16 protein-coding genes are annotated in these 15048 nt (G+C 71.5%); 7 read left to right on the top strand and 9 right to left on the bottom strand.

Translation table 11 applies throughout. From position 1 onward, the window contains the following. Positions 1-122 precede the first annotated feature (122 nt). The 4 genes from J116_RS09815 to J116_RS09800 all read left to right on the top strand — a co-directional run bounded on the left by J116_RS09815 (position 123) and on the right by J116_RS09800 (position 4322). Positions 123-1427 carry a serine hydroxymethyltransferase gene (locus tag J116_RS09815; protein ID WP_023586915.1) on the top strand — a complete coding sequence of 435 codons (1305 nt, stop codon included), beginning with the start codon at positions 123-125 and terminating at the stop codon, positions 1425-1427. Positions 1428-1571: 144 nt separating this feature from the next. After that, positions 1572-2585, top strand: a complete 1014-nt coding sequence (gene trpS, locus J116_RS09810; RefSeq protein WP_023586914.1) for a tryptophan--tRNA ligase — start codon at positions 1572-1574, stop codon at positions 2583-2585. A gap of 170 nt (positions 2586-2755) precedes the next feature. Then, positions 2756-3343 carry a 2'-5' RNA ligase family protein gene (locus J116_RS09805; RefSeq protein WP_023586913.1) on the top strand — a complete coding sequence of 196 codons (588 nt, stop codon included), beginning with the start codon at positions 2756-2758 and terminating at the stop codon, positions 3341-3343. A gap of 85 nt (positions 3344-3428) precedes the next feature. After that, positions 3429-4322 (top strand): YihY/virulence factor BrkB family protein, encoded by an 894-nt coding sequence (locus J116_RS09800; protein ID WP_023586912.1) that lies wholly within the window; start codon positions 3429-3431, stop codon positions 4320-4322. Here the strand turns inward: J116_RS09800 and J116_RS09795 are convergent. Further along, positions 4288-5538 (bottom strand): D-alanyl-D-alanine carboxypeptidase family protein, encoded by a 1251-nt coding sequence (locus J116_RS09795; protein WP_028963890.1) that lies wholly within the window; start codon positions 5536-5538, stop codon positions 4288-4290. The two genes, J116_RS09800 and J116_RS09795, sit on opposite strands and share 35 nt — an antisense overlap. Before the next feature lie 61 nt (positions 5539-5599). Here J116_RS09795 and J116_RS09790 point away from each other — a divergent pair, with 61 nt between their 5' ends. The 3 genes from J116_RS09790 (at position 5600) to J116_RS09780 (ending at position 9319) form a co-directional block, all read left to right on the top strand. Further along, positions 5600-5851 carry an SCO4848 family membrane protein gene (locus tag J116_RS09790; protein WP_028963889.1) on the top strand — a complete coding sequence of 84 codons (252 nt, stop codon included), beginning with the start codon at positions 5600-5602 and terminating at the stop codon, positions 5849-5851. Positions 5852-5877: 26 nt separating this feature from the next. Continuing rightward, on the top strand, positions 5878-7545 hold the full coding sequence (locus tag J116_RS09785; protein WP_023586910.1) for a metallophosphoesterase: 1668 nt from the start codon (positions 5878-5880) through the stop codon (positions 7543-7545). 214 nt (positions 7546-7759) lie between these two features. Beyond that, entirely contained in the window at positions 7760-9319 is a 1560-nt protein-coding gene (locus J116_RS09780; RefSeq protein ID WP_028963888.1) for an ABC transporter substrate-binding protein, read from the top strand. Here the strand turns inward: J116_RS09780 and J116_RS09775 are convergent. The 8 genes from J116_RS09775 to sdhC all read right to left on the bottom strand — a co-directional run bounded on the left by J116_RS09775 (position 9306) and on the right by sdhC (position 14964). Further along, positions 9306-10094, bottom strand: coding sequence for a TetR family transcriptional regulator (locus J116_RS09775; RefSeq protein WP_023586908.1), 789 nt, complete (start codon positions 10092-10094; stop codon positions 9306-9308). The genes J116_RS09780 and J116_RS09775 overlap by 14 nt on opposite strands. An 11-nt stretch (positions 10095-10105) precedes the next feature. After that, entirely contained in the window at positions 10106-10525 is a 420-nt protein-coding gene (locus J116_RS09770; protein ID WP_023586907.1) for a thiol-disulfide oxidoreductase DCC family protein, read from the bottom strand. A 4-nt stretch (positions 10526-10529) separates the two neighbouring features. After that, on the bottom strand, positions 10530-10934 hold the full coding sequence (locus tag J116_RS09765) for a hypothetical protein (RefSeq protein ID WP_023586906.1): 405 nt from the start codon (positions 10932-10934) through the stop codon (positions 10530-10532). 93 nt (positions 10935-11027) lie between these two features. Then, positions 11028-11216, bottom strand: coding sequence for a ferredoxin (locus J116_RS09760; RefSeq protein ID WP_023586905.1), 189 nt, complete (start codon positions 11214-11216; stop codon positions 11028-11030). Between the two features lie 342 nt (positions 11217-11558). Continuing rightward, a complete protein-coding gene (locus tag J116_RS09755; protein ID WP_023586904.1) occupies positions 11559-12317 on the bottom strand; it encodes a succinate dehydrogenase iron-sulfur subunit in 759 nt (252 codons plus the stop codon). Then, positions 12317-14071 carry a succinate dehydrogenase flavoprotein subunit gene (gene sdhA, locus J116_RS09750; RefSeq protein ID WP_023586903.1) on the bottom strand — a complete coding sequence of 585 codons (1755 nt, stop codon included), beginning with the start codon at positions 14069-14071 and terminating at the stop codon, positions 12317-12319. The genes J116_RS09755 and sdhA overlap by 1 nt, the downstream gene beginning before the upstream one ends. A gap of 24 nt (positions 14072-14095) precedes the next feature. Further along, on the bottom strand, positions 14096-14575 hold the full coding sequence (locus J116_RS09745; RefSeq protein ID WP_023586902.1) for a succinate dehydrogenase hydrophobic membrane anchor subunit: 480 nt from the start codon (positions 14573-14575) through the stop codon (positions 14096-14098). 8 nt (positions 14576-14583) lie between these two features. Continuing rightward, positions 14584-14964, bottom strand: a complete 381-nt coding sequence (gene sdhC, locus J116_RS09740) for a succinate dehydrogenase, cytochrome b556 subunit (protein WP_023586901.1) — start codon at positions 14962-14964, stop codon at positions 14584-14586. Positions 14965-15048: the final 84 nt, after the last annotated feature.

Below are 15048 nucleotides of genomic sequence, written 5' to 3'. Positions count from 1 at the left end.
ACGCGCGGCGACTGGCGTACGGGGAAGCGACCCCGGGGGAGCCGTGCGCGGCAGACCGCACGGGGAGCCGCCCGCCTGGGCCCCCGGGAGACAGGACGAGCTGCCCACCCCGGAGGAACGCCATGACCGCACCCCTCGCGCCCACCGCCACCGGCCCCGCGCCCGAGGCGCCCATCCACCCCGCGCTCGCCGCCGCGGACCCCGAGCTGGCCCGCCTGGTCACCGCCGAGGAACGCCTCCAGTCCGAGACGCTCCGCCTCATCCCGAGCGAGAACTACGTCTCCGCCGCCGTCCTCGAAGCCTCCGGCACGGTCCTCCAGAACAAGTACAGCGAGGGTTACGCCGGGCGCCGCTACTACGAGGGCCAGCAGGTCATCGACCAGGTCGAGCGGCTCGCCACGGACCGCGCCAAGGCCGTGTTCGGCGTGGACCACGCCAACGTCCAGCCGTACTCCGGCTCGCCCGCCAACCTCGCCGTGTACCTGGCGTTCGCCGAGCCCGGCGACACGGTCATGGGCATGGCGCTGCCCATGGGCGGCCACCTCACGCACGGCTGGGGCGTCTCCGCGACCGGCAGCTGGTTCCGGGGCGTCCAGTACGGCGTGCGCCGCGACACGGGCCTCATCGACTTCGACGAGGTCCGCGACCTCGCGCTCAAGGAGCGCCCGAAGGTCATCTTCTGCGGCGGCACGGCCCTGCCCCGCACCATCGACTTCGCGGCGTTCGCGGAGATCGCCCGCGAGGCCGGCGCCGTCCTCGTCGCGGACATCGCCCACATCGCCGGTCTCGTCGCGGGCGGCGCCCACTCCTCGCCCGTGCCGCACGTCGACGTCGTCTCCACCACCACCCACAAGACCCTGCGCGGCCCGCGCGGCGCGATGCTGATGTGCCGCGAGGAGCACGCCAGGGCCATCGACAAGGCCGTCTTCCCCGGCCTCCAGGGCGGTCCGCACAACCAGACCACCGCCGCCATCGCCGTCGCCCTCCACGAGGCGTCCCAGCCGGCCTTCCGCGACTACGCCCACCAGGTCGTCGCCAACGCCCGCGCGCTGGCCGCCGCCCTCCTCGACCGAGGCTTCGACCTCGTCTCCGGCGGCACCGACAACCACCTCGTCCTCATCGACCTCACCGGCAAGGACGTCCCCGGCAAGACCGCCGCCAAGGCCCTCGACCGGGCCGGTGTCGTCGTGAACTACAACACCGTCCCGTACGACCCGAGGAAGCCGTTCGACCCGTCCGGCATCCGCATCGGCACCCCGTCCCTCACCTCCCGCGGCCTCGGCACGGAACACATGGCCGCCGTCGCCGACTGGATCGACCGGGGCGTCACCGCCGCGCACCGGGGCGACGAGGACGCCCTCGCGGTGATCCGCGCCGAGGTCGCCGACCTCATGGCCCGCCACCCCGCCCCCGGCATCCCCGCCTGACGCGGCGGACACGCCCTGGCGTCAGGCCCGTCCGACGCCAGGGCGTACCCGTGCCCGACCGTTGCCGGGCTTGCCGGTTGGCCGGCCGGCCGGTTGTCCACAGGCAGTCCCGAGCTGCCCGCCGGACCTGAGAGAATGAGGGACATGGCCTCTGCTGACCCTCGTGTGCTCTCCGGAATCCAGCCCACCGCAGGCTCCTTCCACCTCGGCAACTACCTCGGCGCGGTCCGCCAGTGGGTCGCGCTCCAGGAGTCGCACGACGCCTTCTACATGGTCGTCGACCTGCACGCGATCACCGTGCCGCAGGACCCGGCCGAGCTCCGCGCCAACACCCGCCTGGCCGCCGCCCAGCTGCTCGCCGCCGGACTCGACCCGGACCGGTGCACCCTCTTCGTCCAGAGCCACGTCCCGGAGCACGCCCAGCTCGCCTGGGTGATGAACTGCCTCACCGGCTTCGGCGAGGCGTCCCGGATGACCCAGTTCAAGGACAAGTCCGCCAAGCAGGGCGCCGACCGCGCCACGGTCGGGCTGTTCACGTACCCGATCCTCCAGGTCGCCGACATCCTGCTCTACCAGGCCAACGAGGTCCCGGTCGGCGAGGACCAGCGCCAGCACATCGAGCTGACCCGCGACCTCGCGGAGCGGTTCAACACCCGCTTCGGCGACACGTTCACCGTGCCCGCGCCGTACATCCTCAAGGAGACGGCGAAGATCTACGACCTCCAGGACCCGACGGCGAAGATGTCGAAGTCCGCCGCGACGCCCAAGGGCCTGATCAACCTCCTGGACGACCCGAAGGCCACCGCGAAGAAGGTCAAGAGCGCCGTCACGGACACGGACACGGTGATCCGCTTCGACCCGGAGAACAAGCCCGGCGTCAGCAACCTCCTCACGATCATGTCGACGCTCACCGGCACCCCCGTGGACGACCTGGTCAAGGGGTACGAGGGCAAGATGTACGGCGCCCTGAAGACGGACCTCGCCGAGATCGTCGTGGACTTCGTCACGCCGTTCCGGACGCGCACGCAGGAATATCTGGACGACCCGGAGACGCTGGACTCGATCCTGGCCAAGGGCGCGGAGAAGGCCCGCGCCGTCGCCGCGGAGACCCTCGCCCAGACATACGAGAAGGTGGGCTTCCTGCCCGCCAAGCACTGAGCCCGCAGGGAACGGACGGGCGCACGGGGGCACCCGGACCGGAGCGCGGAGGCACCGAAGCCGAGCGGCTCTGGCCACGGGACCGGTCGAACCGCCACACTGGCGAGCGACTCGGCGGACCGCGCCCCCGGCGCGCCCGAACGGCACGACCGAAGGATGAGGAGAACGACGTGGGGACCGTAACGCTCGGCGTTTCGATCGCGGTCCCGGAGCCCTACGGCAGCCTGCTCCAGCAGCGGCGCGCGGGCTTCGGCGACGCCGCGGCCCACGGCATCCCCACGCACGTCACGCTCCTCCCGCCGACGGAGGTCGACGCCGGGCGGCTGCCGGAGATCCGGGCCCATCTGGCCTCGGTCGCCGCCGCCGGGCGCGCCTTCCCGATGCGGCTGAGCGGCACGGGCACGTTCCGCCCCCTCTCCCCGGTCGTCTACGTACGGGTCGTGGAGGGCGGCGAGGCGTGCGCCCGGCTCCAGCAGCACATCCGGGACGCGTCCGGGCCGCTGGAGCGGGAGCTGCAGTTCCCGTACCACCCGCACGTCACGGTCGCGCACGGCATCGCCGAGGAGGCCATGGACCGCGCCTTCGAGGAGCTGGCCTCCTTCGAGGCGGCGTGGACGGTGCGCTCCTTCGCCCTGTACGAGCAGGGCGCCGACCTCGTGTGGCGCAAGCTGCACACGTACGAGTTCGGCGGCTGCGGCTCCTCCCGGACGGTGCCCGCGCAGGGCTCACCCCTCGACAGTCCCACCCCGGCCTCCTAGGACATCCGGCCGCCCCAACGCGGCGCGGGTCCGCCGGGCGAGCCGGGGGGTGGTGCGCGGGCCGTCCGGTGGTAGGCGTACCGGCATGGACTGGCTGACCAAGATCCCCGTCATCGGCCCGTGGGCCGCCCGGCTGATGCGCACCCACGCCTGGCACGCCTACGAGACGCTGGACCGCGCCCACTGGACGCGCCTCGCCGCCGCGATCACCTTCATCAGCTTCCTGTCCCTCTTCCCGCTGATCACCCTGGGCGCCGTCATCGGCGCCACCCTCCTCGACGACGCGCAGCTCCGCACCGCCCAGGACAAGATCAGCGAGCAGGTGCCGGGCATCTCCGACCAGCTCGACCTGGGCTCGCTCGTGGCCAACGCGGGCACGGTCGGCCTCGTCGCGGGCGCCGTGCTGCTCTTCACCGGCATCGGCTGGGTCGGTTCACTGCGCGACTGCCTGCGCGCCGTGTGGGCGCTGGACGACACCGACGACGGCAACCCGGTCGTCAGGAAGGGCAAGGACGCCCTGCTCCTGCTGGGCCTCGGCGGCACCGCGCTCGTCTCGCTCGCCGGGTCCGCGCTGGGCGCCGTCGCCGTCGGCTGGACCGCCGACCGGCTGGGCGCCACCGAGGGCGGTGCGAGCGGCGTCCTGCTCCAGACCGCCGCGCTCGCCGTCGCCGTCCTCGCGGACTTCCTGCTCCTGCTGTACCTGCTGACGCTGCTGCCCGGCGTGGAGCCGCCGCGCCGCGACCTGGTCGTCGCCGCCCTGATCGGCGCGGTCGGCTTCGAGCTGCTGAAGCTGCTGCTCGGCGGGTACATGCGGGGCGTGGCGGCCAAGTCGATGTACGGGGCGTTCGGCGTGCCCGTCGCGCTGCTGCTGTGGATCAGCTTCACCGCCCGGCTGCTGCTGTTCTGCGCCGCGTGGACCGCGACCGGCGGCCGCCGGAAGGACGCTACTGGCCCTTCCGCAGCGGCCACCGCCGATTGATCAGGAACGCGGCCGCCCCCAGCACCGCCATCAGACCGCCGACGATGCCGAGGGCCGTCCCCGCGCCGCCCGACCCGGCCTTCGCCGACCCCGCGACGGCCGCCTCGGCGGCGTCCCCGGTGACATTCGGCCGGTTCTCGCCGGGCCGGGTCGGGGCGGTGCTCGGCGCCGTACCGGTCTTCGCGGACTTCGGCGGCACCAGCTCGCCGACCGGCCGCACCTTGCCCGCCGCCGCGAACCCCCAGTCGAGGAGCCGCGCGGCCTCCTTGTAGACGGCGTGCGGCTCCTTCGACGACGGGTTCATCACGGTCACCAGCAGCACCCGCCCGCCCCGCTCGGCGACCCCCGTGAACGTCGATCCGGCGTGCGTCGTCGTGCCGTTCTTGACGCCCGCGATGCCCTTGTACGGCGCGACGCCGTTCGCGCCGGTCAGAAGCCGGTTGGTGTTCTGGATCTCGAACGTCGGACGCTTCTTGCCGGGCTTCTCCTCGCCGGGGAACTGCGTCCGCACGGTGGAGCAGTACTCCCGGAAGTCCGCGTTCTGCATGCCGCTGCGGGCGATCAGCGTCAGGTCGTACGCCGACGACACCTGGCCCGGCGCGTCGTACCCGTCCGGGGACACTACCTCCGTGTCCACCGCCTGGAGCTCGTCGGCGCGCGCGTTCATCTCGCGCACCGTCTTCTCTATGCCGCCGTTCATCTCCGCCAGCGCGTGGACGGCGTCGTTCCCCGAGCGGAGGAACACCCCGAGCCACAGGTCGTGGACGGTGTAGTACTGCTTCTCCTTTATGCCCACGAGGCTGGACCCCTCGCCCAGGCGGCCCAGCTCACCGGTGCTGACCAGGTGCCGCTGCGTCTTGGGGAGCTTCGGCAGCAGCGTGTCCGCGAACAGCATCTTCAGCGTGGACGCGGGCGCAAGCCGCCAGTGCGCGTTGTGCGCCGCCAGTACGTCGCCGCTCTCGGCGTCCGCCACGATCCAGGACCTGCCGCTCAGCTCCTTCGGCAGGACCGGCGCCCCGCCCGCGAGGTCCACCTGCGTGCCGGGCAGGCCGAGCCGCGCCCCGCCGACCGTGGACATGCGCGCGGGCGGCTTCGGCTGCGGCGAGGGCTGCGGGGAGGGCGCGGACGGCGGCGCGGCGAGTGCGGGGCCGGCGGCGGCGAGGGGGAGCAGCACGGCGGTGGCCACGGCGACGGCGGCCTTCTTGAGAGCATGCACGTTCGAGAAAGTACCGCCACCCGGCGCGGGAGCCGACACCGGTGCACCCGATACTGGACCCATGAAACTGAGCCGCCCCATCTCCTGGTTCCTGCTGGCGTTCGGAGTCTGGAGCTGGTTCATCTGGATCACCTTCGTCAAGAACCTCTGGAACGACGCGAGCGGCCTCGCCTTCGACGATGCGGGTGACCCCACCGGATACTTCTGGGTCCATCTTCTGCTGGCCGTCACGTCCTTTCTCCTGGGGACGGCCATTGGCGTGATCGGGTTGCGCGGACTGCGGGCGCTTCGGCGCGCGGACGACGAGAAGTAGACGAGAAGTAGAAGGGCGCCGTTCCGGTGGTACTGCTGGTCATAACTCTGATCCTGGCCCTGCTGGTGGCCGCGCACTGGTACGTGTGGCGCCGCCTGGTCCGTGACGTCACCCGTTCCGGCGGCCCGGCCCGCCGCGCGGGCACGGTGGCGGTGGTGGTGCTGCCCCTGTTCTCGGTGGCCGCGATGACGGCGGGGCGCGCGGACGCCCCGTTCCGCCTCCAGCAGGTCGTGTCCTGGCCCGGCTTCCTGTGGCTGGCCCTGCTGCTGTACCTGGTCCTGACCCTGCTGGTCACGGAACTCCTCCGCCCCGTCCTCACCCGCTGGCCCCGCCCCAGGACCCCGCACCCCACGGGGGGCCCGCACCCCTCGGACCCCGTCCTGCCCGGCGCCCCGCACCTGACCGAGGGCCCGCACCCCTCGGACCTCGCAGCCGAGCCCGCGCACCCAGCGGCCCCTGCCCTGCCGGGCGCCCCGCGGGCCACGGCCACCGCTGCCGTGCCCGCGCCCCTTGCGGCCGCCGCCGACGCGATGCCGCCCACGGACGCGGCCACGCATGCTGTGGACCCGCTTCCTGCGGGCGCTGCCGCGGAACGGACGCCGCCGCACGCCGCTGTGGGCATGCGTTCCGCCAAGGGCGGAACGGGTGGGCACAGCGGACCTGCGGGGCACCCACCCGTGGACCCCGCGCCCGAGGGCGGTACGGCCCTGGCGACAGCCCCGGCCGAGGAGGCCCCGGCGGCCGAGGCCCCGGCCACCGAGGCACTGGACGAGGCGCCCGGCAGCCCTGACGCCCCTGCGGGGGAGCCGCGACGGGAGCCGGGGGCTCAGGAGGCCCCGGGGGCCGAGCCGCGGGAAGGGCCCGGGATGGGGCGGCGGCGGTTTGTGGCGCGGGTGCTCGCGGGGACCGCCGTCGCCGTGGCCACCGGCACGGTGGCCAACGGCGCCCACACGGTCCTGCGCGGCCCCACGGTCAAGCGCGTCACCGTCCCCCTCGCCAAACTCCCCCGCTCCGCCCACGGCTACCGCATCGCCGTCGTGAGCGACATCCACCTCGGCCCCACCCTCGGCCGCGCCCACGCCCAGCGCATCGTGGACGCGGTCAACTCCACGCAGCCGGACCTGATCGCCGTCGTGGGCGACCTCGTGGACGGCTCCGTGGAGAACCTCGGCCCGGCCGCCGAGCCGCTGGCCCGCTTCCGGGCCCGGCACGGCAGCTTCTTCGTGACCGGCAACCACGAGTACTTCTCCGGTGCCGAGCAGTGGGTGGACGAGGTCCGCGACCTCGGCATGCGCCCGCTGCGCAACGAGCGCGTCGAGATCGCCGCCGGGTTCGACCTGGCGGGCGTCAACGACGTGGCCGGGGCCAACTACGGCGACGGGCCCGACTTCGTACGCGCCCTCGGCGACCGTGACCGGGCCCGCACCGCCGTGCTCCTGGCGCACCAGCCGGTGATGATCCACGACGCGGTGCGGCACGGGGTGGACCTCCAGCTGTCCGGCCACACGCACGGTGGCCAGATGTGGCCGGGCAACCTCCTCGCGGAGCTGGCGAACCCGACCGTCGCGGGTCTGGAGCGGTACGGTGACACGCAGCTGTACGTGTCGCGCGGCGCGGGCGCCTGGGGCCCGCCGGTCCGTGTCGGCGCCCCCTCCGACATCACGGTCGTGCAGCTGGCATCCCGTAACGCCTGATCCAGCGGACCGGCGCACCCGGCGCCGCCCCCGGCCACGGCGTCTGACCGGAACAAGCCAAGGACCTATCAGGGAAAACCCTTGCCCTCCCCCCTGTTCCTCAGGTGGTGAGGGCAATGTGGTTAAGGAGTGAAGGTTTACCCTTCCAGGGGTGAACAGTCTGTGGTTGAGTTTGCGCCATCGCACAGGGGAGGGCGTGAAAGGAATCACGGCTATGCGATCGGTCCGAGTGCGGATCATCATCATTTGTGCTGCCCTGGTGGCGGCCGGGGCAGGGGCCTGGCTGCTGTTTCCGACAGACAAGGGGAACGATCGGCCCATCTCCGTCGGCACGACCGACGAAGTCTCGTCACTCGACCCGGCCGGCGCGTACGACGCCGGTTCCTGGGCCGTGTACAGCAACGTCTACCAGTCGCTGCTGACCTTCAAGCCGGGCTCGACGACCCCGGTGCCCGACGCGGCCGGCGCCTGCGGCTTCACCGGCACGTCGCTCACGACGTACGAGTGCACGCTCCGCGACGGCCTCGTGTTCGCCAACGGCTGCGAGATGACCGCCCAGGACGTGAAGTACTCGTTCGACCGGATGCTCGGCATCGCCGCCGACGTCGGGCCGGCCGCGCTGTTCCCGACGCTCAAGAGCGTCACCGCCCAGGACCGCAAGGTCGTCTTCAGGCTGAGCGCCCGTGACGCGACGTTCCCGCTGAAGCTCGCCACGGGCGCGGGAGCCATCGTGGACAGCACCCGCTATCCGAAGGACAAGCTCCGCGACGGCGCCACCGCCGACGGCTCGGGTCCCTACGTGCTCGACGAGTACCAGCCGGGCGTCCGCGCCCTGCTGAAGCCCAACCCGCTCTACCAGGGCGCCATGTCCCGGCCCGCCGCACCCGTCGAGGTGCGGTACTACGCCGAGGGCGAGCAGCTCGCCGCCGCCTGGCGCAACGGCGACGTGGACGTGACCCACCGCCAGCTGCCGCCGCAGATGATCTCCACGTACGACCCCGGCAAGTCGGGTGTGCAGATGACGGAGGCCACCTCGGCGGAGATCCGCAGCATCGTCTTCAACGTCCGCGAGGGTTCGCCGATGGCCGAGCGGGCGGTACGGCAGGCGGTGGCCGCCCTGGTGGACCGCAACAAGATCGCGAGCGGCCCGCACCACTCGACGGTGGAGCCGCTCTACTCGCTGATCCCGCGTGGCTTCGTCGGGCACAGCACGCCGTTCTTCGACAACTACCCCGACGGCCCGGAAGCCCTGGACCGGGCGCGGAAGCTGCTGCGGGAGGCGGATGTCGAAACGCCCGTCAGCTTCACCTACGGGCACCGCTCGGGGGAGACCTCGGCGGCAGAGGCGGCCGAGCTGCGCCGCCAGCTGGAGGCCGGCGGACTGTTCCGGGTGAAGATCGTCTCCGCGGAGTGGAAGGAGTTCCAGAAGGGATACGCGGAGGGCGCGTACGACGCGTACGGGCTCGGCTGGCTCCCTGACTTCCCCGACTCGGACAGCTTCACGCAGCCCCTCGTCGGCCGGGACAACGCACTCCAGAACTCCTACGCCAGCAAGACGATCGACCGGCTCATCGCCGCGACCCAGCAGTACGACGACCGGGCCGGGGCCGTGGACGACTTCAAGGCGATCCAGGCGGAGGTGGCGCGGGACGTACCGCTCGTGCCGCTGTGGCAGAAGAAGGACTACGTGCTGAGCAGCCCGGACGTCACGGGCTCCCAGTACCTGTCCGACGGCACGGGCATCTGGCGCCTCTGGCAGCTCAGCTGGCTGTAGCCGGTCCCCGCGCAGGGTCCTTCGACGGTTCGTTCCCGCCGGGCGCCCGGGTCGCGTCGTCCGCGACCGCGTCCTTCTCCAGCGCCTCCCCGGCGCCCGGCAGGAACTCCGTGATGATGTCCTGGGCCTGACGCACCAGCGGCCGCAGCATCCGGAACCGGGACAGCGCGATGCCCCGCGCGACCAGGGGGGCCGTCCGCTCCACGAGCCGGCGGCTCCGCTCGGCGCCCTCGCTCCGGTCGTACACCCAGAACAGCACCAGCCCCATCTGCATCAGCCACAGCATCTCGGGGAGCTGGTCGGCCAGTTCGGGCGCGGTCCTCGTGTCGGAGCCGCGCAGCACCCGCTCGTGGATGGAGATGGCGGCCCGGCGCGCGTCGATCGACTCGGGCGAGAACGGGCTGAGCGGGCTCTCCGGGTCGGCGGCGTTCTTGAAGAACTGCGCCGCGAACCTGTGGTACGGCTCCGCCACGTCCAGCCAGGTCAGCAGCGTGCCCCGGATGCGCACCGCGAGGTCCGGGTCACCGGCCAGCACCGGCCGCACCGCCGCCTCGTGCTCGGCGGCCAGCCGATCGTAGAAGCCCTGGACCAGGTGCTCCTTGGAGGCGAAGTAGTAGTAGGCGTTGCCCACGGACACGCCCGCCTCCTGGGCGATGGCGCGCATGGTCGTCTTGTCGTAGCCGCGCTCCTCGAAGAGCCTGAGCGCGGTCTCCAGGATGAGGGTGCGCGTCTGCTCGCTCTTCGGCGCCTTGGCGGCCGGCTTCCGGTCCTTCACAGCACCCGAGCCTAATGGGGCGGGAGGGGTGTGCCGCACCGTCCGTCGTGGCAGCCCGCGCCGGCGGAGGCGGCGCGCCACCGGGCGGCGGCGAGCACGGTCATCCGGGCCAGTGGCCGTCCCGCCGGGCTCGCCAGCCAGTGCGCCCTGGGGCGGTGCTCGGCGAGCGCCCAGAGGCAGACGATCCACGCGTCCTCGGTGCGGTAGACCTGGCCGCCGTCGCCGACGACGGTGATCTCCTCCAGGGTGGCCCCGTGGTCCAGAGCGGGGAAGCGCCGCCGCGCCTCCTCCGACCCGGCCGGTACGAGGTCGAGCGGGACGAGCTGCGGCTGCCGGTCCAGCCAGTGGCGCAGGTGCGTGCAGAGCGCGCACCCCGCGTCGTACAGGACCGTCAGCCCCGTCACGGGCTTGCCGCCCGCCCGGCCGGTCACGGCGTCACGCCCCGGCGGGCGGGGTCCACGCCTGGGGCGCGACGGGCGGCTGCTGCTCGCGCTCCAGGGTGCCGCGGCGGCGGATCTTGTTGAGGACGAAGACGTTGCCCAGGTGCATCGCGCCCAGCACCAGGAGGACGATGCCGATCTTCACCGAGAGCCCTTCGAGGAGGTGGCGGGCGGTGTCGATGGTGGCGTCCTGGCGCAGGTAGAGCGCGACGAAGCCGAAGTTGACGAGGTAGAAGCCGACCACCAGCAGGCGGTTGACGGCGTCCGCGAGGTTCTCGTCGCCCTTGAGGACGTCGGCGAGGAAGATCCGCCCGTTCCGGCTCAGCGTGCGGGCGACCCACACGGTGAGCACCACACTGATCAGCAGGTAGATGACGTAGCCCAGCACCGTGAGGTCCATGCCCCAGCCTCCTTGAACGCGTTCAAACGCAGTGTCGGGACGACTCTAGCCCTTGTTTTGAACACGTTCAAGCGGCGGGGTCCGGGCCGCCGGTCAGGTCTCCCGGACGGTGATGGCCCGCACCGGGCAGGCGCGGGCGGCCTCGCGGACCATGGGGTCGCCCGGGTCGTGGCCGGGCAGCAGGGCGCTGTAGCCGTCGTCGTCCTGGGTGAACACGCGGGGGGCGGTCAGGGTGCACTGGCCTGCGCCGACGCAGCGGGCGTGATCGATGTGGATGCTCATGCCTTCACTGTTCTCACCGGGCGCCCGCCACCCCACCACCCCGCCCCGCGCATCACCCGTTCCGCCCCGCCCAGCCCCCTGCGGCCGCCTCCGCCCCTGCGGGGCAGCCCCGCTGCGGGCTACGCGCACCCTGCCGGGCGGGGCACCCCGCTGTGCCCACCCGTCCCGCCCTGCGGGACGCCTGCCCACAACGGGGGGGCGTCGTGTGGCGGCCTGACCGCAGCGGGGCGAAGGGTGCGGGACGTGTGAGGGCGGCCTGACCGCAGTAGGAGGGCCGGGAACGGGGACGGCCCGGTCCTCGTACCGGAGTACGGGGACCGGGCCGTCCGGGTGGCCGGAAGGTCAGTACCGGCGGGTGATCAGCGCGCGCTTGACCTCGGCGATCGCCTTCGTCACCTCGATACCGCGCGGGCAGGCGTCCGTGCAGTTGAACGTGGTGCGGCAGCGCCACACGCCGTCCTTGTCGTTGAGGATCTCCAGCCGCTGCTCCGCCGCCTCGTCACGCGAGTCGAAGATGAAGCGGTGCGCGTTCACGATCGCGGCCGGACCGAAGTACTGGCCGTCGTTCCAGAACACCGGGCAGGAGGAGGTGCAGGCCGCGCACAGGATGCACTTCGTCGTGTCGTCGAAGCGCTCCCGGTCCTCCGCGGACTGGAGGCGCTCCCGCGTCGGCTCGTTCCCGGACGTGATCAGGAACGGCATCACGTCCCGGTACGCCTGGAAGAACGGCTCCATGTCGACCACGAGGTCCTTGAGGACCGTCATGCCCTTGATGGGCTCGACCGTGATCGGCTTCTCCGGGTTGATGTCCTTGATCAGCGTCTTGCAGGCCAGCCGGTTCTTGCCGTTGATCCGCATGGCGTCGGACCCGCAGATGCCGTGCGCGCAGGAGCGGCGGAAGGTGAGCGAGCCGTCCACGTCCCACTTGATCTTGTGGAGACCGTCGAGCACGCGCTCCTTCGGGTCGATCTCGATCTGGAAGTCCTGCCACTGCGCCTCGTCCGAAACCTCGGGGTTGAAGCGGCGGACCCGGAACGTGACCGTGATGTAGGGGGAGACGTCGGACGTGGCGCCCGTCTTCTCCAGGATCGGGGTAGCCATCAGTACTTACGCTCCATCGGCTGGTAGCGGGTCTGGACGACCGGCTTGTAGTCGAGGCGGACGGTCTCGGTGCCGTCGTCGCCGACCTCGCGGTACGCCATGGTGTGACGCATGAAGTTGACGTCGTCGCGGTTCGGGTAGTCCTCGCGGTAGTGACCGCCGCGGGACTCCTTGCGGGCCAGCGCCGAGACGGCCATGACCTCCGCCAGGTCGAGCAGGTTGCCCAGCTCGATGGCCTCCAGCAGGTCCGTGTTGAACCGCTTGCCCTTGTCCTGGATGGCGACGTTCTTGTACCGCGCGCGCAGCTCGGCGATCTTCTCGACGGCCGTCTTGATCGTCTGCTCCGTGCGGAACACCATGACGTTGGCGTCCATGGTCTCCTGGAGCTCGCGGCGCAGCTCCGAGACCCGCTCGGTGCCCGTGGAGTTGCGCAGGCGCTCGACCTGCTCCTGCACGAAGGACGCCGGGTCCTCCGGCAGCTCCACGTAGTCGTGCTTCGCGGAGTACTCGGCGGCGGCGATACCGGCGCGGCGCCCGAAGACGTTGATGTCGAGCAGCGAGTTGGTGCCCAGGCGGTTGGCGCCGTGCACCGACACGCAGGCCACCTCGCCGGCCGCGTACAGGCCCGGGACGACGGTGGTGTTGTCCGCCAGGACCTCACCCTCGACGTTCGTCGGGATGCCGCCCATCGCGTAGTGCGCGGTCGGCTGGATCGGGATCGGGTCCGTGTACGGCTCGATGCCCAGGTACGTACGCGCGAACTCGGTGATGTCCGGCAGCTTGGCGTCCAGCTGCTCCGGCGGGAGGTGCGTCAGGTCCAGGTAGACGTGGTCGCCCTCGGGACCGCAGCCGCGGCCCTCGCGGATCTCCGTGTAGATGGAGCGGGACACGACGTCACGGGACGCGAGGTCCTTCATGACCGGCGCGTACTTCTCCATGAAGCGCTCGCCGTCCTTGTTGCGGAGGATTCCGCCCTCACCACGGGCGCCCTCCGTCAGCAGGATGCCCATGCGCCAGATGCCCGTCGGGTGGAACTGGAAGAACTCCATGTCCTCCAGCGGCAGCCCGCGCCGGTACACGGCCGCCTGGCCGTCACCGGTCAGGGTGTGCGCGTTCGACGTCACCTTGAAGAACTTGCCGCAGCCGCCGGAGGCGTAGATGACGGCCTTCGCCTGGAAGATGTGGATCTCGCCGGTGGCCAGCTCGTACGCGACCACACCGGAGGACTTCTTGACGCCGTCCACCTCGGTGATCAGCTGGTCCAGGACGTAGAACTCGTTGAAGAACTCCACCCCCTCCTTGACGCAGTTCTGGTACAGCGTCTGGAGGATCATGTGGCCGGTGCGGTCCGCGGCGTAGCAGGACCGGCGGACCGGGGCCTCGCCGTGGTTGCGGGAGTGGCCGCCGAAGCGGCGCTGGTCGATGGTGCCGTCCGGGGTCCGGTTGAACGGCAGGCCCATCTTCTCCAGGTCGAGGACGGCGTCGATGGCCTCCTTCGCCAGGATCTCGGCGGCGTCCTGGTCGACCAGGTAGTCACCGCCCTTGACCGTGTCGAAGGTGTGCCACTCCCAGTTGTCCTCCTCCACGTTGGCCAGCGCGGCGGCCATGCCGCCCTGCGCGGCGCCCGTGTGGGAGCGGGTGGGGTAGAGCTTCGTCAGCACGGCGGTGCGGCTGCGCTTCGTCGCCTCGATGGCGGCGCGCATGCCCGCGCCACCGGCGCCGACGATGACGGTGTCGTACTTGTGGATCTTCATGGCGTGGATTACCTCAGCCCGTGCCTAGCGGATGTTCGGGTCGAAGGTGAAGATCACCAGCGTGCCCAGAAGGATGGTGAACACCGTCGCGGTGTACAGCAGGCCCTTGAGCCACAGGCGCGTGTTCGGGCGCTCGGCGTAGTCGTTGATGACGGTACGCAGGCCGTTGGCGCCGTGCAGCATCGCGAGCCACAGCATCAGCAGGTCCCAGACCTGCCAGAACGGGGACGCCCAGCGGCCCGCCACGAAGGCGAAACCGATCTTGGAGACGCCGCCGTCCAGCACGAGCTGGATCAGCAGGTGGCCGATGACGAGGACGACGAGGACCACGCCGGACAGGCGCATGAACAGCCAGGCGGCCAGTTCGAAGTTGCCGCGCGTCGACTTCGGCGTCCGCTTGGTCCGCTTGCGGGGCGGCTCGATCAGCGGGGCCGGGTTGTCGACGTCGTACAGGCTCACGCCTTCGACGGGACCGACGGCGGTCTTGTTGAGGTCAGCGGACATGTCTGGCGTCAGCTCCCGAACAGTTCACGTGCGGCGTGGCCGAGGACGGGGTAGACGGCGCCCGCCATCAGCACGATCCAGATGCCCATGACGGTCCAGAGCATCTGCTTCTGGTAGCGGGCGCCCTTGGCCCAGAAGTCCACGGCGATCACGCGCAGACCGTTCAGCGCGTGGAAGAGGATGGCGGCCACGAGGCCGTACTCCAGCAGCGCGACGATCGGTGTCTTGTAGGTCGCCACGACCTCGTCATAGGCCTCGGGTGAGACGCGGACGAGAGCGGTGTCCAGTACGTGTACGAACAGGAAGAAGAAGATGAGGACGCCGGTGACTCGATGAGCCACCCACGACCACATGCCTTCCCGGCCGCGGTACAGCGTTCCAGCCGGCACGGAAAAACCCTCCGGGAGCGGGGATCAGGGTCGGCCGGCTTCTCTGTCGGTCAGACCCGGCCGGGTACGGTCCACCGGCCCCGG

The sequence above is a fragment of the Streptomyces thermolilacinus SPC6 genome (genome assembly GCF_000478605.2).
In the GTDB taxonomy this organism is placed as follows: Bacteria; Actinomycetota; Actinomycetes; order Streptomycetales; family Streptomycetaceae; genus Streptomyces; species Streptomyces thermolilacinus.
The sequence above is the reverse complement of the archived record's forward strand: the minus strand, read 5'-3'. Positions and strand labels throughout refer to the sequence as shown.